This window comes from Terribacillus aidingensis, from assembly GCF_900215625.1.
GTDB classification, from domain to species: domain Bacteria; phylum Bacillota; class Bacilli; order Bacillales; family Amphibacillaceae; genus Terribacillus; species Terribacillus aidingensis.
In genome coordinates this window covers 1,065,194-1,086,624 of sequence record NZ_OBEK01000001.1, presented here as the reverse complement: position 1 = coordinate 1,086,624, position 21,431 = coordinate 1,065,194, and the positions used below count along the sequence as shown (strand labels likewise).

The following is a 21,431-nucleotide window of genomic DNA, read 5'->3' as shown; positions in this document are numbered from 1 at the left end:
TATTTGTTTAGTTTAGCCGACTCCTCGGGTAAACTAAACAGCAGAAAGGATGAGAAATATGACGACATTGAATGAATGGTTTGATAAGGGAATAAACATTGATGCGTACTTGGACGCGATGCAAACACATAAAGAAAATGCAATGTACATTTATGATCACTATGAACTGCCAGCAGATACGGATTTCTTCAACACACTTCGCACCCAGAAACTGCGGGCTATCATACTTACGGAAGACTGGTGCGGTGATGCAATGCTGAACTTACCGATCTTCTACCATATCGCCCAAGCTGGCGCAATTGAAGTCAGCATTCTCTACCGTGATAAAAATCTGAAATTGATGGATCAGTATTTGACGAATGGAAAAAGCCGTTCGATTCCGATTATTATCTTTATTAACCAGAATGGGGATGAAGTAGCAAGATGGGGGCCGCGTGCACCCGAGCTGCAAGTGTACATCGATGAATCATTCAGCAGTCTACCTGACAAAGATGCACCCGAATATGAGGAAAAACGTGATCAGATGCTTACATTTATCACCAAATCTTATCGTGATAACGAAGACTTCTGGCACCGTGTGTATGCAAGCATGAAAAGAGGCTTGCTGGAAGCATAAAAACATCCATTACGGATGTTTTTTTGTTTGCACACTTTTATTTCAAGTGGTTATTTGTCTCTCCAGTTCAGCCAGTACATAACTAGCCGGTCCTCTTTCTAGCAGCTGATAATACAAACTCAGCTTGGAAAGCATAGTAACCCTTTGTCGAATCACATTCTTTTCTTCGCCTTTGTAGTTCTCTAACACTAACTCCATAAATTCTTTACTCACCTGTGCTGTTCCAGCAAAATCAATTGCTGGATCACCGATATGCATGTCACTGAAATCCAATACACCTAGTTTTCGGAAGGGTTGTTCTACCAATAGATGGGCAGGTCGCAAGTCACCGTGAACAACCGTACTGCAAACTGGCTGATAGTTGTTAAACAATTGCTCCGTATAGTCAGCCGCTCCCGCTGGCAGCTTAGGATAGAAGGTTCTGATCTGATTTAAGAAACGGTCATAGTATGTTTTATCTCGTCTTGGCAGTTTATATGTGACAGTTACACGATGCAGCTCGGTAAGAAAGCTGCCCAGCTGGCGAGCAGCTTGCTTTAAATCTGATTCTGACATCCTTGCATGAATAGGACGACCTGGTATGTACGGATAAAGCATCCCCTCCCGCCCGTCTGCTGTTGTACAAACACGCCATGTCGGCAGTGCGACCGTTGTTTTTGCCAGCAAATCCTTCAGCAGCTTGCCCTCTTCTTTTGGAATCCTTCGCTTATTTCTAGGCACCCGCAGTATCCATCGCTGGTTAATTATATAAACTTGGTGATCCCATCCTGTATCATTTGTTTCTATATGTTTAATCGGTTCCTCCACATATACCTCCAGCCAGCTTAGATTGTTTACATCCATGCTATCCTGCCCCTTTTGTTTAAAGCTATTTATTATACATATACTAACAAACATCAAGGAGGGGTAGCATGGTCATCCAATTTCTGCGGCGCTTTTATTTCCGGCTCCCTATATTTATCCGGCTCATATCTACAGTGCTGCTTGTTATGGTAGTGTTTGGTGTTTGTATGCGCCATATTGAGCCTGAACAGTTCCCGACTTATTTTGATGGTATATGGTGGGCTTTTGTCACTGCTTCAACCGTTGGCTATGGCGATTTAATCCCGGAAACGCTGAACGGAAAAATTCTCGCTGTCATTCTTATTCTTTCAGGTGCAGGCCTTGTTAGTATCTATTTATCAACGATTGCTGCGTCAACGGTACAGTACACCCAGAACTTATCAAAAGGATTGACAGCATTTAAAGGTACCAACCATATCATTATTGTTGGCTGGAACGAGCGTGCAAGAAGCCTACTGAAACGACTGGGAGACAAACATCCAGAACTGCCGGTCGTGCTGATTGATCGAACATTGACCAGCCTTCCTTACAAAAAACATGCCCTTCATTTCATCCGCGGAGATGCATCAGAAGATAAAACGTTAGAGAAGGCGAATATCCAACACGCAAAAGCGGCCATTATAACGGCAAACACAGGAAATAACGAAAAGCAAAGTGATTATATGACAATCATGACCACCATTGCGATGCGAGGCAATAACACAGAGCTAACTATCATTGCAGAAGTATTAACAGAAAGTCAAAAGGAGAACGTGCGGCGTGCTGGCGCTGATACCGTCATCCGGTCTAATGACTTTGTTAGTACATTGTTTTATCACGAATTGTTCCACAAAGAAACGAAAAGTCATTTAGAACTGCTATTACATTTTTTGCAGGAGCAGGAAATCAGAATGAGTCCGCTGCCTCAGGAATTAGTGGATGCAAGTTTTTTCGAAGTTACACGCTATTTCGCACGTAAGGACAAAACTGCGATTGGCTTTATGCGGGGAGATACGATTGATATGAGTCCTGATTTTCAAGAACCAATGCAAGCAGAAGACAGTATCATCACTTTACAGCATATCAAATAAAAAATCCCTTCCGCTGCATGGCGAGAAGGGATTTTATCATTTTATAGTCTTTTTTCTAATGCTGCTTTTTCTTCCTCAAACCCAGGCTTGCCAAGAAGCGCAAACATGTTCTTTTTGTAAGCTTCCACTCCTGGCTGATCAAATGGATTAACACCGAGCAAGTATCCGCTGATGGCACATGCTTTCTCGAAGAAATATACAAGATACCCGAAGCTGAATGGATCCAATGCAGGCACTTCGACAACTAAGTTCGGCACATCACCATCTGTATGCGCCAGTAGTGTTCCTTGGAAGGCTTTACGGTTCACTTGGTCAACAGTTTGTCCGGCAAGGTAGTTCAAACCATCAAGGTCTTCCTCTTCTGCTTCGATTGTAACATCAGAAACAGGCTGTTTTACTTGTACAACTGTTTCAAACAAATCGCGGCGGCCTTCTTGTACGTATTGACCAAGCGAATGCAAATCGGTTGAGAAATTAGCGGATGCCGGGAACAATCCTTTCAGATCTTTGCCTTCACTTTCACCGAACAATTGCTTCCACCATTCACTGAAATATTGCAATGCCGGCTCATAGTTGACGAGCAATTCAATTGTTTTTCCTTTATTGTAAAGTACATTACGGACAGCAGCGTATTGATATGCTGGATTCTCCTGTACATTCGGATTCAATAGCTCTTCCTGTGCCTGTTTTGCTCCAGACATGATGCTGTCGATGTCCACACCAGCTGCAGCAATAGGCAAAAGACCAACTGCAGTCAGTACAGAGAAACGTCCGCCTACATCATCAGGAATAACGAATGACGTATAGCCTTCTTTTGATGCGAGTGTCTTCAACGCGCCTTTTTCTTTATCTGTCGTTGCATAAATGCGCTTGCGTGCTTCTTCTGCACCATACTTTTCTTCTAGATATTTCTTGAAGATACGGAAAGCAATTGCCGGTTCCGTTGTGGTACCGCTTTTTGAGATCACATTTACACTGACGTCTTTCCCTTTGATTGCATCCATCAGCTGGTTCAAATACGGCGCACTGATGCTATTGCCGACAAAGAATACTTGCGGTGCTTGGCGATCTTCTTTTGAGAGCACATTGAAAAAGCTGTGTGTTAATGCCTCAATCGCTGCACGAGCACCAAGGTAAGATCCGCCGATACCAACTACTAGCAAAACATCGGAATCCGATTTAATCTTTTCCGCTGCTTGTTTGATACGCGCGAATTCTTCTTTGTCGTAATCTGTCGGAAGGTTCAGCCAACCTAAATAATCATTGCCTGCGCCTGTCTTATTATGTAATTGATCGTGCGCAGCTTGTACGAGCGGCGCCAAATAGTTTACTTCCTGTTCGCCGATATAGGGCATTGCTTTTTTATAATCAAATCCGATGTGTGTCATAATCATCCTCCTTGAAACTGCTTTCTTATTTCACTTTACCGAATCTCCCAATGTTTAGCAAGAATTGTTACAGGAATAAAATCCGCTAAACAAAGCATGCTAATAAAGATTTATCATCCGCTTCACGAAATGGAGGTTATGCAGTTGAATTTAGTTACACGTATTGCTCTCGTTCTTGTCATCATCGGTGCAATTAACTGGGGACTAGTCGGTTTATTCAACTACGACTTGGTAGCAGGTATCTTCGGTAATGGCAGTCAAGCTGCTGCTTTCCCGCGGATTATTTACAGCCTAGTCGGCTTGGCTGGTCTCGTGTCGATCTCCGCTTTGTTCCTAGAGCGTAAAGAAGTCGAGCAAGCATCAACAAACAAGGCATAAACGATAAATCAAAAAAAGACCCCCTGCCATGAGCAGGGGGTCTGTTTCTGTCTTAGTTGCGTTTGTCTTCTGTTTGTTTGATCCAATCCTGCAACTTGTCTTTCAACGTGTTGAAACCAGCTGGTGCCTCTTGGGAAGCAGCTACAGCTTGTTTTTGATTGTTTTGCGGCTTAGCTGGTGCTTCTTCTGTAGCACGGATAGATAGGGAATATTTACCGCTATCTTCATTGATATCTAAAATTTTAACTTTAACTTCGTCACCAACAGAAAGGTGCTCGCTGATATCTTTTACGAAACCATGTGTTACTTCTGAAATGTGAACCAAACCTTGAACTTGCTCATCCAATGCAACAAACGCACCGTAAGGCTGAATACCTGTTACTTTTCCTGTCAATACTTGTCCTTGTTCGAACTTCTCTGCCATACTAAACAACTCCTGATATTTTCTACTTTAGTCGCAATAAACAATTTTATCATAGTCAGTCCGATTCGGCAAAATTTATCAAGAATTTCACAAATTAGGTTTACGTTTTCTTCATTATGGCAATACATATTACTGTAAGACTTTCTCGTATTCCCCCTGTAGGCAAAGCGATACGCATCGCTTTGCTTTTTTTATGCATATAAAGACTGAATCGAGCGAGACTATACCTAATTGCAGGTAAAGGGGCAGCGCAAAATGTCTTGTTCAACAAGTATTTTCAATTTCAACGGTGTTGCGGTCGATTATAAAACATATTCTTCATACAATACTGGAACCTCCAAAACGATCCTTCTTCTTCATGGTTTTCTCGCTTCCCAATATTGTTTTCATCACCTGATTCCAGAGCTGCGGCGCAGTTACCGTGTTCTCACCTTAGATTTCCCTCCTTTTGGTCAAAGCAGCAAACATGAAGAAACGGTTTTTTCGTATGATGATTATACCCGCCTGCTTGCTGCTCTCTTAACGCATTTAGGTATCAGCCGACTGGATATTGCAGGTCACTCCATGGGTGGTCAAATTGCAATGCGGTTCTCTTATCACTTTCCAAAGATGGTTAATCAATTATATTTATTTGCGCCATCCAGCTACATGCTGCCGACAGATGCTTTTAGCAGCCTTGTTGCTTCGCGTCATTTCTTTCCCAGTTTTATGAGATTAATTTTTGAGGCCGGCAGCGTCGTCCGCTTTTTGCAGCATCTTGTTGCCAATCCGCACAGCATTTCGCTTCGCATGGTAGTTGCATACAGTATTCCATTTATGAACCAGCATTTTTTCACTTCCCTGGCCACCTTTATTCAGCACCGGGGCGGTGACTTGCCAAATGACTGCATTCAGCAAATACAAACTCCTACGACCATATTCTGGGGCAGTAAAGATCCATTACTGCCTCCATCGATTGGCTACAGGCTGCTAGCTGAAATGCCGAGAGCAACACTGCACGTTTTTCCAGATGCAGGACATCTGCTGCCGGAAGAAATACCCGACACACTGATGGCTTATATGACGTGATCATTCATTTCGCTTTTGGAAACGACCTAGCCTATAATGAGGGGTAGAAGTGAAGAAAGGAGTGCGGAATATGCATAATTTTGAAATCGTCCATGACAGACGGAAAACTCGTTCTGTAAAATGGGATAACTTACAGGCATTATATGGCGGAGAAGATGTTCTGCCAATGTGGGTTGCAGATATGGATTTTCAATCTCCGCGCGCAGTAATTGATGCACTGAAAGAAAGAGCAGAGCATGGTATTTATGGATATACAATGACAGACGCCAGCATTTCGAAAATCGTCAGCAGATGGGTAGAAAAGCGCCATGGCTGGAGAATCAAACCGAGCTGGCTTCTATACAGCCCCGGTGTTGTGACAAGCCTGCATATGGCGATTCAGACTTTTACCTCCCCAGGTGACCAAGTTGTCATTCAAACTCCTGTGTACGCTCCTTTCTATAGTGTCGTTACACAGCATGATCGGAAATTAGTGGAAAATCTGCTTCATGAAAACAACGGTGTCTATACCATGGATTTGGAACAATTGGAGACATGCTTCCAAAATGGTGCGAAAGCAATGATTCTATGCAATCCTCATAACCCTGTTGGACGTGTTTGGACGAAGCAAGAACTGGAGCAGCTGGCTGCCCTGTGTCAAACATATGATGTGTTACTTTTATCAGATGAGATTCATGCTGATTTGATTCATAGCGGCCATCAGCATGTGCCAATTGCATCTTTATCGGAAGACATGAGCAAACGGACAATGACATTCTTATCTCCTTCGAAAACATTCAACCTTGCTGGGCTGCAAGTTTCTTATGCAGTTATACAGGAAGAAGAAAAGCGCCAGCAGCTGCAGGAAACATTTTCGAAACAAGGCATTCACATGCTGAATACAATGGCTGTGGCGGCTCTGGAAGCTGCTTATACGGAAGGCGAAGAATGGCTGACAGGTTTGCTCGATATTTTAGCTGTGAACAAAAAGCTGGCAGAAGAGGCTTTAGCAGATAATCCGCTAATAAAGCCTATTCCATTGGAAGGAACGTATTTAATTTGGCTGGACTGCCGTAAAATGAAGCTGAACCAAGAAGACTTAATGGATTTCTTTGCGAAAAAAGCAAAATTAGGGTTTAACGGCGGTGAACAATTCGGAGACGCTGGAACAGGATACGTACGCATGAATATAGCATGCCCGCCAGGAACAATGCGTGATGCCTTACAGCGTCTGACGAACAGCTTAAAAGGATTTGAGGTGTCACCATGATTACGATTGGCAGTGTCGTGAAAGCACGTTATAAAACAGGCAGCTATATAGGGAAGGTAAAAGAAGAACGCGGGAAGTTCTTCCTAGTGGAAATTCTTGCTGTCCTTAAACATCCGCAGCAAGGAGACTTGCACAACCCGAAACAAACAGAAGATGTTTTCTTCCACGAACGCCGAGCACTCGCTCACCACGAAAAAGCAAATATACAAAAGACAGCTGTATCTCTATACGAAGAAGATGTACCCGATTATTCTGATTCGCTGCAGACAGCACTCGAGCAGCTTCAGCAAACGTTACATAACGAACCTGCTTCCCCCTATCAGCAGCTGGCGCTTGCCAATTTGGCTTCATTGAAGAAAGACTACTTTGGATAAACAGAAAAGGCAGAAGCATATGCTCCTGCCTTTTTCTTTTGCTGCGAACGCAGATCAAGGTGCTCCAATCAACTAGCAAAGCAGTGTGCGCACCTGCTTGAAATAGAAGAAAAAAAGCCGGAGAATATCTCCAGCTTTTCCGTCAGCTCAAATGGTTTTCCAGCACTTCTTGAATGCCTGCCATTGCGTCTTGCTCATCTTGTCCGTCAATTGTAATCAGAACCTCTCCGCCTTGTGGAACGCCTAATGACATCACACCCATGATGGATTTAAGATTCACTTTTTTCTGCTTATATGTAAGCTCAATTTCGGAATTGAATTGGCTAGCTTTATTAACGAGCAATGTTGCAGGGCGTGCGTGAATTCCAGTCTCGCTCGTAACCGTAAATGTTTTTTCTTGCATTGTGTTTCCCTCCAAAGCAAATTACACATGTAGGATAATGTGAATGATGTAACATTACTATTATAAGAGAAAAGAAAGCGGTTTTAAATGCAACAGACACTTTTTTAAGTTTAAAAACAGCTTTTTACCAGAACATTGAGTTTCTATGGCTTTTGTGGTAATTTTGACACATCTAGAAAAGAGGAGTGCTGTCATGAGTGTACATATAAACGCGGAAGCTGGTCAGATTGCAGACAAAATTCTGCTTCCAGGTGACCCGCTGCGTGCGAAATATATCGCAGAAACATTTTTGGAAGATGCTGAACTTTATAATGATGTAAGAGGCATGTATGGGTACACAGGTACATACAAAGGAGAAAGGATTTCCGTACAAGGTACAGGCATGGGTGTTCCTTCTATCAGCATCTACGTTAATGAACTTATTCAAAGCTATGGTGTGAAGAAATTGATTCGTGTCGGTACTTGCGGTGCCATTCAAAAAGACGTAAACGTGCGTGACGTGATCCTCGCTTCTACCTCCAGCTCTGATTCTCAAATGAACAGACAGGAATTCGGCTCCGTAGATTTTGCTCCTACGGCTGACTTTAACCTCTTGTTGAAAGCATATGAAGCTGGTAAGGCAAAAGGTCTTAATCTTCGTGTAGGTAATGTATTTACAAGCGATCGCTTCTACCGTGACAACACGTTAGAATTTTACGGAAAACTTGCTGATTATAATGTATTGGCTGTAGAGATGGAAACAACAGCACTTTACACACTTGCTGCCAAATACGATTGCCAAGCATTGTCTGTGCTAACTGTAAGCGATCATATTCTGACTGGCGAGGAAACAACGTCAGAGGAACGTCAAACAACATTTAGTGATATGATGGAAATTGCATTAGATGCTGCTATCCAGGCGTAGAAGAAGGCTTCTGCGCCTTTTTCTATGTTCTCATTGTAAACCTAAATAAAATTTAAGTTGACAATTTAGGACTTCTTGTTTACTATTTTGCCAAGGAGCTGATATGGATGAATCGAACTGGAAGATTGACTGCAAGTGCTATGTTTGTCGGACTGATGACAGTGGGCGCGAATATATCAGTATGGCTGCCATTTCTAGCCGTGCCTATTGGCGGGCAAACAGTACCACTTTCGCTGCAGCCATTTTTCGCAATTCTGGCAGGTCTCTTGTTAGGATATAAATGGGGAGCTTACAGCATGGGCTGTTATGTGCTGCTCGGGCTGACTGGATTGCCGATTTTTGCCGACCTTTCCGGGGGTTTCGGTGTGTTTGCAGGACCAACTGGCGGTTTTCTGCTATCTTTTATCGCCATTGCGTTTTTCGCTGGATTTATTATGGAGAAAACTGCTTTTCGCAACCGCGTATTTGCGGCAGCATTTGCCGGACTGCTCGTGAATTACCTGTTGGGCGTGACTTATATGTACGGCGCCATGCACCTTTGGCTTGGGGTTGCTATCAGCTATAAAACTGCTTGGATCAGTATGCTCCCCTTCCTCGTCAAAGACTTCTGCTTCAGCATGCTGGCAGCCTTTTTCTTTTCAAAAGTCGCCTATGCTTTCGGAAAAAGTAAAGTGTCTTATAATACTTCGTTTAAATGACATTTTCTCAGGGAAGTTTAGTTATAATGATTACATCACCCATTATAGCTTATTCACTGAAAGGATGTAGCTCTGCATGTCATTATTACAAAATATGCCTTTATTGAGCGCACTTATTGCCATTATTGTAGCGCAGGTAATCAAAGTACCGATTCGCGCCATTACAGAAAAGCAGGTGCAGCCAGATTTGGCATTTAGTACAGGCGGAATGCCCAGCAGCCACTCCGCAGCAGTAGCTGCCTTGACGACCTCAATTGGCTTTGAGACCGGTCTAAGTTCCCCCGTTTTTGCTGCTTCCTTTGTTTTCAGTATCATCATTATGTTTGATGCTTCTGGTGTGAGAAGAGCAGCTGGAGAACAAGCAATTCTGCTTAACTTACTGCTGAAAGATTTCCAGCGATTTGTTGACGAAGCGAAAAACTGGGGAAGCAAGCAGGAGTTCGAAAAAAACCGCGAAATTAGAGAAATGCTCGGTCATCAGCCGATTGAAGTATTTGTCGGCGCTTTAACCGGGATTGCTATTTCCCTCATCATTTACTTGCTGTTTTGATCGAAGATGCACTTCTTTTAAAACTAGTTTCTTTACCTGTACGGGCTGCTGTTCATATGTGATCACATCCTGTACAGTCAAATTAGTAAGCTGGCTCCACGTTACATACATAGCTGTACACAGCAGCATACACAGGATAATTCTTTTACACCAACGGATCATGTCCTCTCACCTCTTCCTACAGCTTCGACAAATGAAAAAATTCTTATACTGTAAGCTGACAAGAGAAATGACGAGATTTGTGAATATAAAAAAGTGTCGAATCGATTTGATTTGACACTTTTTTTGTTTCCAGGCTTAAAACAGATCCGGCCACCATACAACCGCCATACACAGGCAAAAAGTCACAGAAGGAACTGCCAAACTTTTGACCGCTTGCCTCCACCGATACTCATAATGACGGTATTTCAAGATTCTATCCGTTATAAAGAATAGTACGGAAGCACCTAAACTAAACCAAAAAAGAATAAGACCAAAAACAACGTGCATTGCTCCTGAAACAATTATTTCTGCCTTTTTGTCTTGTGTCTTTGCTGCTATAGCCTCTCCCGTTTTCTCACTAATAACAGAAGTGACTATCCCATAAAGTATAATTACCGGAAAGCTATAGATGATATATACCGGCATAATCGTAATGGATGAAAACAGATAATTACTGAATTGGCTGAGATTTTCTTCTCGGAAAGGATCTGGCATCAAAAATCCTAGAATGACAGCAAATAAAGTTCCCGATATGGAAGCACTTATGATTTTTCTAGCAAATATAATAACCCCTCCAATTGATAAAAAACAGATAACAAAAACGGTCAGTGACTTATGCACTGGCCGTTATTGTCTACAGGTTTGTTATACCTGCTAGCTTGCTAGATTTCGCGATTAGCTGAAAATATTAAATTTCCCTTTTTTCAACACAAGTCCAACGCCGCCAAGCTGATACAGATAGCGGTTGTCGGATGCTTTCTTCATAACGTCTGCCGGCTTTCCGTAAAGTTTCTTGCCCATAACGGTACCCATGGCATCGCCTCCGCCCAAGGAAGCAAGTGTACCTTTCAAGTCTGGTACGAATTTCTGTGTGTTGCTTTCCTTACGAATAAGGGCTTTGAGATTTTGCGCACAGTTGAAACCCATTTGCGTTGCAATCTGCGCTGTCGGCGGGTACGGCTTGCCTGTCTCTTCGTTCATAACAGCTGCACAATCACCAACAATAAAGATATCATCATGATCGGGATCACGCAGATCTTCTGTAACCATTACTTTGTTACGCTTTACATTAAAACCGGATTTTTCTAAGACAGAGCTGCCTTGTACACCAGCTGCCCAAACGGTTGTATTTGTTTTGATCGTGTGTTTTTCTTCGGCTTTCTCATAAACAATGCTATCAGCCGATACTTCCTTGAGGAAGGCATTCGTCTGGAATTCGATTCCGCGGGACTCCAAAGAGTTCAAGGCATATTCCACAAGCTGCGGATCAAATCCCATCATGACAGATGGTCCTGCTTCGATAACGGTAACGCGGACTTTGTCACGGTCAATATCATATTCTTTGCACAGCTCTGGAATACGTTCCGCTAGTTCACCAGCGAATTCGATTCCTGTAAAACCGCCACCGCCGATAACGATATTCAAACGCTCTTCTTTCTTTTCACTTTCATTATTGTACATAGCGAAATTATGTTCGATATGCTCTCGGATTAAACGGGAAGAATTAATGCTGCGGATATTGTAAGCGTGATCCAGCAATCCTTCAATTCCGAAATTGGCAGGCTCAAAGCCCAATCCGATGACAAGATAATCATAAGAAATCTGGCCATTTTCCATCGTAACTTTTTTCGCTTCGGGATCAATTTTTGTCACTGTATCTTGGACGAAGTTTACTTTTCTCGGATCAATTACATCTTTAATCGCAATTCTTGTTTGATCATGGTGTCTTGTACCGGCCGCATTTTCATGAAGCCACGTTGTTTGATAATGATAGTCGTGCTTGTTAATGAGTGTAATACTTGCTTCTTCCGTTCCAATTAGTTTTTGCAGTTTGACTGTCGTGATTAGGCCGCCATAACCAGCACCTGCAATTACGATTTTCGGTTTGTTCATCTTTGATCACATCCATTAATATAGTTTGGTCTTTCAACAGCTGCATAACCTAACAACACATTAATTTTTTTGTTTGTGATTCTATTCACTTTATAAGGCAGATGAAAACATAAAACTGTCATAAAACTGTCATCATTATTATGGTAATCGTTTTAATTCCTTTTATCAAACAAAAAGGGAAGCGTTCTCATCGTTAAGGGCATACTGCGAAGCGATGAAAAATCCTTCTTCTTACTCATATTTCAGTATCTATGATAAAATACCACATGTTACGTTTAAAAATATTAGGAGGAACCGGTATGTCAGATCAAATTTATGATGTGACCATCATCGGTGCAGGTCCAGTCGGACTTTTCACTGCGTTCTATGGTGGGATGCGTCAGCAAAGTGTCAAAATCATTGAAAGTCTTCCCCATGTTGGCGGACAGCTTTCTGCTTTATACCCAGAAAAATTCATTTACGATATAGCAGGCTTCCCTAGTATCCGCGCTCAGGAATTAGTGGACAACCTGATGGAACAGCTAAACCGCTTCGACCCTTCCATTGCGCTTGGCGAGTCAGTTGATAAGGTCGAGCGCTTAGAAGATAATACATTCCGCATTGAAACAGACAAGGATGTACATTACACGAAAACAATTATCATTACAGCTGGTAATGGTGCGTTTCAGCCGCGCCGTTTAACAGTAGAGCGCTGCGATGAGTTTGAGGGTGTCAACTTAAATTATTACGTAGACAATATGCAGAAATATGCTGGCAAGCGCGTGCTGTTAGCAGGCGGCGGCGATTCTGCTGTTGACTGGGCACTCATGCTAGAGCCGATTGCGAAGGAAGTTATCCTTGTTCACCGCCGGGACCAATTCCGTGCACACGAACATAGTGTGGAGCGCTTGATGCAGTCAAACGTTAAAATTATGACGCCATATGTACCAGTTGAAATGCTAGGTACAGATCGAATTGAACAAGTTGTTCTGCAAAAAGTAAAAAGTGAAGAAACAGAAACAATCGATGTTGACGAAGTTTTGGTAAACTACGGCTTCATCTCTTCTCTAGGTCCAATTAAGCAATGGGATTTGGAGATCGAGAAAAACAGCATTGTTGTGAATACGAAGCAAGAAACAAATATTGCAGGCATCTATGCTGCAGGTGATATTTGCACTTACCCAGGGAAAGTCAACTTGATTGCCTCAGGTTTCGGCGAAGGCCCTACAGCTATCAATAACGCCAAAACGTACATTGATCCAGATGCACGCGTTCAGCCAAAGCACTCTACAAGCATGTTTTAATACAAACACCGGATTCCTTTACGGAGGCCGGTGTTTTTTTATATGCTCTTTGTATAAGGACGTACTTCTTTCACACACTAGTAGCGATAAAGGAGGAGCTGTATGGAAAACGAATTCGAACATCACTTGATGCCTTTAGCCTCTATGAAGAGCGGCAAAGAAACAACTGTCTCTCCAACTGTCCACGGCTACCTTGACCAAATTGTAAATGTGTTTTTCATTGAAAATCCTGCCGAAAAAGAATGGGTGCTCGTCGATGCTGGCATGCCTGATACAGCTAAAAAGATTAAACAAGCTGCCGCCCATTTGTTTGGCGAAGAATCAAAACCTGCTTGTATCATCCTGACGCATGGTCATTTTGACCATGTTGGGAGTATCGTCGAATTAGTAAAAGAGTGGAATGTGCCCGTTTACGCCCACGAATTGGAACTGCCTTATCTCACCGGACAGCAGAACTATCCGGAAGCAGATACCAAAGCTGGCGGCGGTATGATTACAAAGCTTTCTAAGTCATTTCCGAATACCGGAATCGACTTGAGCGAACATGTACGGCTCATTCCGCTGGATCATAAAGTGCCGCACCTGCCAGGCTGGGAATGGATCCACACTCCAGGTCATACACCGGGACATATTAGCCTCTTCCACTCAGAAGACAAAGTACTGGTTGCCGGAGATGCATTTACAACGGTCCAGCAGGAATCTTTACACAAAGTATTAACGCAGCAAAAAGAATTCAACGGCCCTCCCCGCTACTTTACGATGGACGAACCAGCTGCCTTTTGCTCCATTCGTAAACTGCAAGAGCTGCACCCACAAGCAGCCGGCACTGGCCACGGTATGCCCGCGTTTGCAGATGAATTAGCAGCAGGGCTGAAAAAACTTACGGAAACAATGAAATAGGAGAGAGGGTAAACCCTTCTCCTATTTATCCATTTAGTTCCTTCGTCATGAAGGCTGTTTCTACCCTTGTTCCATTTAGCTTACTTACTGTTTTTCTGTCGGTTAAGCAAAATCCATTCTGCGTGTATAGTGCTATATTTTTAGTCACCGACACTCTTACCTGACATTGAAGCTTAAAAAGTTTCCGAGAAGCTGCATAAACCTCTAATGCAGCTAACAATTGCCTGGCTATTCCCCGCCCTCTCTCTTCTGGACGTACAGATAAGCGAAAAAAATATAACAGTTCTTCCTGCTCTCGAAACCGGACAGCTCCAACAACTTTCTTTTCCTTCCAGAACAAAAAGGCTTTTTCTTCTCCATTTTTTAAAGCCGTTCTAATCGTGTTCGGCGTTTCCTCCAATGCACTTGATGGCGTATTACTAGATCGGTATTCTTCAAATGCCGCCATCATCGTGCCGTGAATTTCCTCAGCATGAGAAACTTCAGCTAATAGAATCATGTTATCCCTCCAGCTATCATTAGTTGATATAGGTTTTGCGATTCCTTTATTAAACGAAGTTGTCCAAATAAGGGAAAGTGATTGTCAGATGACCTAACAAAATGTACTATCCCCGAGGTTCTTTTCCCAATACCAAAATCTATTAAAATATACTATAATTTACTAGAATTACATACCGCATTTTAGGAGGAATAAGTAATGAAAAACAGTAAATGGATGAAACTTCTGTTTGTTGGATTGGCTGTTGTATTATCACTGACTTTTTCGTTCCAACCATCAAAAGCAGAAGCAGCAACCAACAATACACCCGTTGTATTTGTACATGGTCTGGGCGGTTCCGATACGAATTTCTACTTTATTGAAAGATATTTGCAGAGGCAAGGTTGGTCCAGTGACGAGCTTTATGCCATTGATCTTCCTAGTAAACAAGGACAGCAGCAATTGAACGCTGCCGCAATCTCACGTTTTGTTGACAATGTACGAGCGGAAACAGGCAGTGATAAAGTAAACATCGTGGCGCACAGCATGGGTGGTGCAAACAGCCTTTACTATATCCTGAACTATGGCGGAAATGATAAAGTAGACAAACTTGTTACATTAGGCGGCGCTAACCGTCTTACTACAAGTAGCGCTCCTGCTGGCATTGATACTACTTCTATCTACTCTACAAGCGACACGATTGTAAGCTCCTATCTTTCTATCCTTTCAGGTGCAAACAATATTCGTCTTTATGGCATTTCCCATATTGGGCTGTTAAATAGCTACCAAGTAGATGGTCATATTAAAGAAGCACTTCTAAACTAATATATAACCTAAAAAGGGGCGATTCCTAGGAATCACCCCTTTTTTAGTAAAAGAACCTGATGCCTGTTAAAACACCACATCAGGTTCTTCCTATTTTAGCGTTAGCAGTTCTCCGGTGTACCTTCTCGGTCTTTTGCCTTAAAGGATGAACCGCAGCCACATGAAACGATGGCATTTGGATTATCGATGGTAAACCCGCCGCCCATCATGTTTTGTTTGAAATCAATCGTTGTACCTTCAATAACCGGAATATCCATGGAACGGATAATGACCGGGATATCGTTGTTCACTTCATATGTGTCTAGTTCTTCATTCTTCTCGTATTCAAAGCCAAGGCTGTAAGATAAGCCGCTGCAGCCGCCGCCTTTCACACCAAAGCGCAAGAAAACTGTTTCGGCGTCTTCTTCTTTCAGCATCTCTTTAATTTGAAGGCTGGCACTGTCTGTTATATTTAAGACCATTTCGGTTTACCTCCCATTTTAATCTTACTCTTAGTATACGCTCCTATTGGAGGATGCTCAAGCACCGTGCTCCCAATGGAATGTACCAGATACTGTCTTTTCGGCAGCACCGCGCATCCAAACTGATCCATCTTTCTCCCAGCGAATGAATAAATCTCCGCCGCTAAGATGTACTGTCACTTCTTCTCCATAAGGGGATTTTTTGTTCAGAATAGCTGCGACAACAGCCGCACAAGCTCCTGTCCCGCATGCCTGTGTCACGCCAGAACCACGTTCCCACACGCGGAAATGCATCTCTTTTTCAGACACCATTTCAATGAACTCGACGTTCACTCCCTCTGGGAAACGAGAATCATTCGTAATCACAGGTCCCGCTGTATACAGCGGAGCATTGTCAATGTTATCAACAAAGAATACCGCATGCGGGTTGCCCATGCTTACTGCGGTAACCCGGAGCTGTTCTTCTCCTGCGTCAAAAGCTTCGTCTGCAACTTGCTGACCTTCTTCCCCTAGCATCGGAATCAGCTCGCGCTGCAGAATAGGCGCTCCCATGTCGACTGTCACTTCGTGTACATGCTTTCGTGTACCATGCACTTGTGCTTCGACTTGGCCGGCTTTTGTTTGAATGGTAAACGTGTCAGCGTCCACCAAATTGTTTTCAAAAGCATATTTGGCAACACAGCGAAGTCCATTTCCGCAATTCATCGCCTCTGAACCGTCCAAGTTAAAGATGCGCATGCCGACATCGCAAGTCTCGCTCGGATGAATTAAAATTAAACCGTCCGAGCCTATACCTGTGTTACGATCGGCTATGTCTATCGCAAGCGGTGCCAGCATTTCCTCCTCTAGTTGAAACTGAAATAAATCCACAAAGATATAGCTGTTTTTCAAGCCATGCAGTTTTACAAATGGTATATCCATTCTCTTACTCGTCTCCTCTACTATGTATGAAAAAAGCCATGGTCTGCGCTTGGCAGACACATAGCCTATTAAAACAATGGATTTTCTTCAATGAACTTGTAAACATTTTTGACAAGCTCATCGGCTGTCTCTGCTGTCACCGGCTCTCCGTTTACTAACGCAAACAGATGCTGGGCGCATATGCCGCAAAAGCTTGTACAGCCATATTCTATTACATCAAGACCAGGATCACTGTCGAGCTTTTCAAAAGCCTCCTGTGAACCGGTGGCCAGATTGTTTACGCAAAATTCAATGATCGGATTCATCCCGCTCACTCCTATTCTAGGATGTAACACTATCAAAAGATAATGCTACCACACTGCAGGATAGGAGCACAACTAGCTTGCGCTGACGGCCTTCTCGACAGCCTTTGCAACAGCTTTCAGTGAAATCATACCTTCTCCGGCTATTTCACCATCGACAAGGACAACTGGATAAAACAAATCTTCCTCTATTACTTTGTCGGCAAACTGCTTGTGTTCTGCTTCTCCAGAGGGTTCGTGGATATCAATGTATTCAAATTCAAACTGATTGTCTTTAAACTTTCGTGCTAATGCTGCCTGCAGCCACTCATACGTATCCTTTGAGCTTGGTGCATTCACACAGCTTGCACAAATGATTTCGGCCCCATAAACGCTAATTTTTGTTGCCATCTGATCCGCCCTTTCGTCTGCTAGTAGCTTCAGTTTACCGTAACAAACAGCATGTTGGAATGGAAATTTTTAATTGATAAAATTTCTCAGTTGGCTAGCGTGGATTTTTTATCAGAAACGATTTATAATAGATATATAATCGTAAGGGGGATAATGGATGATGGAAAACCAAGTACAAGAAGTATTGAACAAATTACGTCCATTCTTGCTGCGTGACGGCGGTGACGTCGAACTAGTCGATGTTGATGAAGGTATCGTGCGCCTGCGTCTAATGGGAGCATGCGGTAACTGCCCAAGCTCTACGATCACATTAAAAGCTGGTATTGAACGTGCCTTGATGGCAGAAGTACCTGGCGTGCGTGAGATCGAGCAAGTATTTTAATAGAATGAACAGACCCGCGCGGAAACATCACTTTCCCCGCGGGTTTTTATTTTGCGTATAAATACAAAACCCACAGAAATCCTCCAAATTTCTGCGGGTCTTATCATGCTTCAACAGCTAGCTCTTCTGTACAGATTCCTTGTTTGGCACAAGACAGCAATACCCATTCAAACGCCGGATACTTCTTTTGATATTGCGCGTGTACAGATGCAGCTTGTGCTTCATCGACTACGGCTATCATTGTAGGTCCAGCACCGCTCAAATAAACACCATAAGCTGCTTCTTGCAAGGAGCTTGCAACTTCTTCGTAATGCGGAATCATCGCTTGTCGGTATGGCTGGTGGAAAAGATCTTTTTTCATCATTTCTCCAAGCTGCTTCCAATTTTGCTGGAGCAGAGCGGCTACAGCTACATTGGCGACACCGCTCGCTTGCACCGCTTCTTTATATGCTAATTGATCTGGAAGTACAGCTCTGGCAGCTGATGTAGCCAGCTCAAACGGCGGAATGACAGCTAAAAAACGCACATGATCAATTGGCGTGTGGACATAATGGACGCTGCCATCATAATAACCAATCACACAGCCGCCTAAAATTGATGGCGCAGCATTATCTGGATGGCCTTCGAGACTGACAGCAAGATCAAGTTTCTCTGCATCACTGAGCTCTAATGATAGCAGGCAGTCTGCCAGCTCAATTCCTGCGACAAGTGCTGTTGCACTGCTTCCGAGTCCTCTGGCGAGCGGGATCTCGCTCGTCATCCGAACGGAGCAAGCTGGCAAATCCTCAAAGTCATACTGCTTGGCAACATAAAGTGCTGTTTCATAGATCATGTTATCTTTTCCAGATGGAAGACCTTGTACAGCATCTGATGCTGCAATGAATTCCCATTCTGCAGCAGGCTGCACTTCCAGCTCCAAGTACAAATCCAATGCAATGCCAATTGAATCAAAGCCTGGTCCTATATTAGCTGTACTTGCAGGTACACGTATTTGCCAGCGTTTCATTTACATCCGCTCCTTGATTGCTTGGGCAATCACCTGCTCTTCGTTAGGAAGAACGACCGGCTTGATTGTGCTGTATTCGATAGCGGTATGCGGATCCTTCAGTCCATTGCCAGTTAACACACAAGTTACGGTAGCACCTTTTGCTACTTCTCCTTGTTCCAAAGCTTTCAGCAGACCTGCAAAGGAAGCACAGGATCCTGGTTCAGCAAATATACCTTCCTCACGGGCGATTTTTTGATAAGCAGCAATAATCTGTTCATCTGTTACTTCATCAATCGTTCCGCCTGATTCGTCTCTTGCTGCAGTTGCTTTTTGCCAGCTGGCCGGGTTTCCGATACGGATAGCAGTGCCCACTGTTTCTGGATTTTCAAACACACGGTCGTGGACAATTGGTGCCGCTCCGCTAGCTTGATAACCTTTTAAGACAGGCAGACTGTAGCCTTTTTCCTGTTCATACTCTTTAAAGCCTTTCCAGTATGCACTAATGTTACCTGCATTTCCGACAGGAATGAAAAGATAATCAGGTGCTTGTCCTAATTGCTCACATAGCTCGAAAGCTGCCGTCTTTTGTCCTTCGAGTCGGTAAGGATTGACGGAGTTCACTAGTGCTACTGGCTCGGTTTCACTCAAATTGCGGACAACTCGCAATGCATCGTCAAAATTGCCTGCAATTGAAAATATTTCCGCACCGTACATGACGGCTTGTGCCAGCTTGCCTTGGGCAATCTTTCCTTCCGGGATTACGACGAAGCAGCGCATACCTGCTCGGGCAGCATATGCGGCAGCGGAGGCTGAGGTATTACCCGTCGAAGCACAGATAACCGCTTTCGCTCCTGCTTCCTTTGCTTTCGCTATCGCCATGACCATTCCGCGGTCTTTAAAGCTGCCGGTCGGATTCGCTCCCTCTATCTTGGCATAGGCATGAATCCCATAGGCAGCCGATATTTTTTCCAGTTTTACAAGCGGTGTGTTTCCTTCTCCTAAACTTACTGCTGGTGTTTCATCCGAAACAGGTAAATGCGCTTTGTATGCTTCCAAAAGTCCCTGCCATACCATCTTGATCAATCCTCTCCGTCTACGCGATAACAGCTGATGACACGTTTCACGACATTTAACTTTTCCAGCAGCTGTATGCTGTTTTCGATTTGTTGTTTGCTATGTTTGTGTGTCACCATTACAACTTCTGCCGTTTTGGAGTTTGCATGCGGCAATTGAAGAATTTTTGCAAACGACACATTTTCACCGGCGAATACATTTGTCACCGCATGGAAAGCACCTGTCTGGTCCTCTGCTTCAACTCGGACAAAGTACTTCGCATGTTTCTGTGTATTGTCTTTCAATGCTTTCTTGTATTGCGGTGTCACATAAGCTTTCCCGCTGACCCCCAGGCGGACATTTTTGACAACTTCCATCAAATCCGATACGACTGCAGTAGCTGTTGGCAATCCGCCTGCGCCCGGACCGTAAAACATTGTTTCGCCGACTGCTTGCCCGTATACGTAAACCGCATTATACTCATTTTTTACTTGTGCCAGCGGATGTGCTGTCGGCAGCAAAGTAGGCTCCACACTTACTTCGACTTTGCCATCATCCATTGCTGCAATACCAATCAATTTCATTTGGTAGCCTAATCTGCCGGCAAAATCAATGTCTTCCTGCGTTATGGAGGTGATTCCAGAAACTTCGACATCTTCATAGGCGACAGGCATCTTAAATGCCAAATTCGCTAATAACGTCATCTTGCGCGCTGCATCCAAACCTTCGACATCCGAAGTCGGATCTGCTTCTGCGAATCCAAGTGCCTGCGCTTCCTGCAATACTGGTTCAAAAGAAAGATTCTCATCGGTCATCTTCGTCAAAATAAAGTTTGTAGTACCATTAACAATTCCCATTACTTTTTGAATTTTATCGGAAGCGAGTCCGTCACTTAAGGTTCTGAGTATGGGAATACCACCTGCTACACTCGCTTCGTAATAAATGTCGGTATTATATTCCTGAGACAATGCAAACAGCTTATCGCCTTGTTCGGCCATCAAGTCTTTGTTAGCCGTCACAATATGCTTGCGATTGCGGATGCTGCGTTCGAGCAGCTGATATGTATCATCCATGCCGCCCATTACTTCGACCACAATATCAATAGCAGGATTATCGGTAATATCTGCCGGTTCTGTTGTCAGAATGCCAGCATCCCCGATGTATTCCCGCTTCTTTTCTTTGTTTTTCACGAGCACTTTAGCCACTTCGACTTCACAGCCAAGCTTGTAGCGGATTTGTTCTTGATGATCCTGTAAAATCTGTACGACTCCGCTTCCGACAGTTCCTAGTCCGCATAAGCCGATTTGAATCTTTTGTTTCATCTCGCCCATCTCCTGTCCACCTGAAATAAACAATTGTTTTTATATAAAGGACATTATAACCCTATGA

General features: G+C 43.5%; 27 protein-coding genes. 13 read left to right on the top strand and 14 right to left on the bottom strand.

Going from position 1 to position 21,431, the window contains the following annotated elements:
* The first annotated feature begins 58 nt into the window (after positions 1 to 58).
* The gene (locus CRO17_RS05240) at positions 59 to 616 is read left to right on the top strand and encodes a thioredoxin family protein (RefSeq protein ID WP_097039929.1); all 558 of its coding nucleotides are present in this window, start codon (positions 59 to 61) and stop codon (positions 614 to 616) included.
* A gap of 42 nt (positions 617 to 658) precedes the next feature.
* Here the strand turns inward: CRO17_RS05240 and CRO17_RS05235 are convergent, their stop codons facing one another.
* Positions 659 to 1,459: a phosphotransferase gene (locus CRO17_RS05235; RefSeq protein WP_179636844.1), complete on the bottom strand. Its 801-nt coding sequence runs from the start codon at positions 1,457 to 1,459 to the stop codon at positions 659 to 661.
* Between the two features lie 68 nt (positions 1,460 to 1,527).
* Between CRO17_RS05235 and CRO17_RS05230 the strand changes: the two genes are divergently transcribed.
* Positions 1,528 to 2,529, top strand: a complete 1,002-nt coding sequence (locus CRO17_RS05230) for a potassium channel family protein (protein ID WP_097039924.1) — start codon at positions 1,528 to 1,530, stop codon at positions 2,527 to 2,529.
* 41 nt (positions 2,530 to 2,570) lie between these two features.
* On the opposite strand, the gene CRO17_RS05225 is transcribed toward CRO17_RS05230, so the two are convergent.
* Entirely contained in the window at positions 2,571 to 3,917 is a 1,347-nt protein-coding gene (locus CRO17_RS05225) for a glucose-6-phosphate isomerase (RefSeq protein WP_097039922.1), read from the bottom strand.
* Between the two features lie 144 nt (positions 3,918 to 4,061).
* Here CRO17_RS05225 and CRO17_RS05220 point away from each other — a divergent pair, with 144 nt between their 5' ends.
* A complete protein-coding gene (locus CRO17_RS05220) occupies positions 4,062 to 4,295 on the top strand; it encodes a DUF378 domain-containing protein (protein WP_077307895.1) in 234 nt (77 codons plus the stop codon).
* Positions 4,296 to 4,347: 52 nt separating this feature from the next.
* On the opposite strand, the gene yugI is transcribed toward CRO17_RS05220, so the two are convergent.
* Positions 4,348 to 4,719, bottom strand: coding sequence for a S1 domain-containing post-transcriptional regulator GSP13 (gene yugI, locus CRO17_RS05215; protein WP_097039920.1), 372 nt, complete (start codon positions 4,717 to 4,719; stop codon positions 4,348 to 4,350).
* A 255-nt stretch (positions 4,720 to 4,974) separates the two neighbouring features.
* On the opposite strand from yugI, the gene CRO17_RS05210 reads away from it, so the two are divergent.
* From CRO17_RS05210 to kapB, 3 genes are all read left to right on the top strand, one after another.
* A complete protein-coding gene (locus CRO17_RS05210) occupies positions 4,975 to 5,787 on the top strand; it encodes an alpha/beta fold hydrolase (protein ID WP_097039918.1) in 813 nt (270 codons plus the stop codon).
* Positions 5,788 to 5,857: 70 nt separating this feature from the next.
* On the top strand, positions 5,858 to 7,036 hold the full coding sequence (locus tag CRO17_RS05205) for a MalY/PatB family protein (protein ID WP_097039915.1): 1,179 nt from the start codon (positions 5,858 to 5,860) through the stop codon (positions 7,034 to 7,036).
* The gene (gene kapB, locus CRO17_RS05200) at positions 7,033 to 7,410 is read left to right on the top strand and encodes a kinase-associated lipoprotein KapB (RefSeq protein ID WP_097039913.1); all 378 of its coding nucleotides are present in this window, start codon (positions 7,033 to 7,035) and stop codon (positions 7,408 to 7,410) included. The genes CRO17_RS05205 and kapB overlap by 4 nt, the downstream gene beginning before the upstream one ends.
* A 142-nt stretch (positions 7,411 to 7,552) precedes the next feature.
* Here kapB and CRO17_RS05195 read toward each other — a convergent pair whose 3' ends face one another.
* A complete protein-coding gene (locus CRO17_RS05195; protein WP_097039911.1) occupies positions 7,553 to 7,813 on the bottom strand; it encodes a phosphocarrier protein HPr in 261 nt (86 codons plus the stop codon).
* Between the two features lie 193 nt (positions 7,814 to 8,006).
* Here CRO17_RS05195 and deoD point away from each other — a divergent pair, with 193 nt between their 5' ends.
* The 3 genes from deoD (at position 8,007) to CRO17_RS05180 (ending at position 9,965) form a co-directional block, all read left to right on the top strand.
* Positions 8,007 to 8,717 carry a purine-nucleoside phosphorylase gene (gene deoD, locus CRO17_RS05190; protein ID WP_097039909.1) on the top strand — a complete coding sequence of 237 codons (711 nt, stop codon included), beginning with the start codon at positions 8,007 to 8,009 and terminating at the stop codon, positions 8,715 to 8,717.
* Between the two features lie 107 nt (positions 8,718 to 8,824).
* On the top strand, positions 8,825 to 9,415 hold the full coding sequence (locus CRO17_RS05185) for a biotin transporter BioY (RefSeq protein ID WP_097039907.1): 591 nt from the start codon (positions 8,825 to 8,827) through the stop codon (positions 9,413 to 9,415).
* A gap of 76 nt (positions 9,416 to 9,491) precedes the next feature.
* The gene (locus CRO17_RS05180; protein WP_097039905.1) at positions 9,492 to 9,965 is read left to right on the top strand and encodes a divergent PAP2 family protein; all 474 of its coding nucleotides are present in this window, start codon (positions 9,492 to 9,494) and stop codon (positions 9,963 to 9,965) included.
* A 297-nt stretch (positions 9,966 to 10,262) separates the two neighbouring features.
* Here CRO17_RS05180 and CRO17_RS05175 read toward each other — a convergent pair whose 3' ends face one another.
* Positions 10,263 to 10,661, bottom strand: a complete 399-nt coding sequence (locus tag CRO17_RS05175) for a hypothetical protein (RefSeq protein ID WP_245864616.1) — start codon at positions 10,659 to 10,661, stop codon at positions 10,263 to 10,265.
* 180 nt (positions 10,662 to 10,841) lie between these two features.
* Positions 10,842 to 12,059, bottom strand: coding sequence for an NAD(P)/FAD-dependent oxidoreductase (locus CRO17_RS05170; protein WP_097039903.1), 1,218 nt, complete (start codon positions 12,057 to 12,059; stop codon positions 10,842 to 10,844).
* A 299-nt stretch (positions 12,060 to 12,358) separates the two neighbouring features.
* Between CRO17_RS05170 and CRO17_RS05165 the strand changes: the two genes are divergently transcribed.
* On the top strand, positions 12,359 to 13,342 hold the full coding sequence (locus CRO17_RS05165) for an NAD(P)/FAD-dependent oxidoreductase (RefSeq protein WP_097039901.1): 984 nt from the start codon (positions 12,359 to 12,361) through the stop codon (positions 13,340 to 13,342).
* Positions 13,343 to 13,444: 102 nt separating this feature from the next.
* Positions 13,445 to 14,242 carry an MBL fold metallo-hydrolase gene (locus CRO17_RS05160; RefSeq protein WP_097039898.1) on the top strand — a complete coding sequence of 266 codons (798 nt, stop codon included), beginning with the start codon at positions 13,445 to 13,447 and terminating at the stop codon, positions 14,240 to 14,242.
* A 25-nt stretch (positions 14,243 to 14,267) separates the two neighbouring features.
* On the opposite strand, the gene CRO17_RS05155 is transcribed toward CRO17_RS05160, so the two are convergent.
* Complete coding sequence (locus tag CRO17_RS05155) at positions 14,268 to 14,741, bottom strand: GNAT family N-acetyltransferase (protein ID WP_097039897.1); 474 nt, start codon at positions 14,739 to 14,741, stop codon at positions 14,268 to 14,270.
* A 198-nt stretch (positions 14,742 to 14,939) separates the two neighbouring features.
* Between CRO17_RS05155 and CRO17_RS05150 the strand changes: the two genes are divergently transcribed.
* Positions 14,940 to 15,545, top strand: a complete 606-nt coding sequence (locus CRO17_RS05150) for an esterase/lipase family protein (protein ID WP_097039895.1) — start codon at positions 14,940 to 14,942, stop codon at positions 15,543 to 15,545.
* A 101-nt stretch (positions 15,546 to 15,646) separates the two neighbouring features.
* On the opposite strand, the gene CRO17_RS05145 is transcribed toward CRO17_RS05150, so the two are convergent.
* The 4 genes from CRO17_RS05145 to CRO17_RS05130 form a co-directional block, all read right to left on the bottom strand.
* Positions 15,647 to 16,006, bottom strand: a complete 360-nt coding sequence (locus CRO17_RS05145; protein WP_097039892.1) for a HesB/IscA family protein — start codon at positions 16,004 to 16,006, stop codon at positions 15,647 to 15,649.
* A gap of 57 nt (positions 16,007 to 16,063) precedes the next feature.
* Positions 16,064 to 16,927 (bottom strand): diaminopimelate epimerase, encoded by an 864-nt coding sequence (gene dapF, locus CRO17_RS05140; protein WP_097039891.1) that lies wholly within the window; start codon positions 16,925 to 16,927, stop codon positions 16,064 to 16,066.
* 68 nt (positions 16,928 to 16,995) lie between these two features.
* Positions 16,996 to 17,232: a YuzB family protein gene (locus CRO17_RS05135; protein ID WP_097039889.1), complete on the bottom strand. Its 237-nt coding sequence runs from the start codon at positions 17,230 to 17,232 to the stop codon at positions 16,996 to 16,998.
* A 72-nt stretch (positions 17,233 to 17,304) separates the two neighbouring features.
* Positions 17,305 to 17,619 carry a YuzD family protein gene (locus CRO17_RS05130; protein WP_097039887.1) on the bottom strand — a complete coding sequence of 105 codons (315 nt, stop codon included), beginning with the start codon at positions 17,617 to 17,619 and terminating at the stop codon, positions 17,305 to 17,307.
* Positions 17,620 to 17,776: 157 nt separating this feature from the next.
* On the opposite strand from CRO17_RS05130, the gene CRO17_RS05125 reads away from it, so the two are divergent.
* On the top strand, positions 17,777 to 18,001 hold the full coding sequence (locus tag CRO17_RS05125; protein ID WP_038564952.1) for a NifU family protein: 225 nt from the start codon (positions 17,777 to 17,779) through the stop codon (positions 17,999 to 18,001).
* Between the two features lie 103 nt (positions 18,002 to 18,104).
* On the opposite strand, the gene thrB is transcribed toward CRO17_RS05125, so the two are convergent.
* The 3 genes from thrB to CRO17_RS05110 are packed head-to-tail and all read right to left on the bottom strand — an operon-like array spanning position 18,105 to position 21,364.
* Positions 18,105 to 19,007 (bottom strand): homoserine kinase, encoded by a 903-nt coding sequence (thrB, locus tag CRO17_RS05120; protein WP_097039886.1) that lies wholly within the window; start codon positions 19,005 to 19,007, stop codon positions 18,105 to 18,107.
* The gene (gene thrC, locus CRO17_RS05115; RefSeq protein WP_097039884.1) at positions 19,008 to 20,063 is read right to left on the bottom strand and encodes a threonine synthase; all 1,056 of its coding nucleotides are present in this window, start codon (positions 20,061 to 20,063) and stop codon (positions 19,008 to 19,010) included.
* A gap of 5 nt (positions 20,064 to 20,068) precedes the next feature.
* Positions 20,069 to 21,364, bottom strand: a complete 1,296-nt coding sequence (locus tag CRO17_RS05110; protein ID WP_097040115.1) for a homoserine dehydrogenase — start codon at positions 21,362 to 21,364, stop codon at positions 20,069 to 20,071.
* Between the last annotated feature and the right edge of the window lie 67 nt (positions 21,365 to 21,431).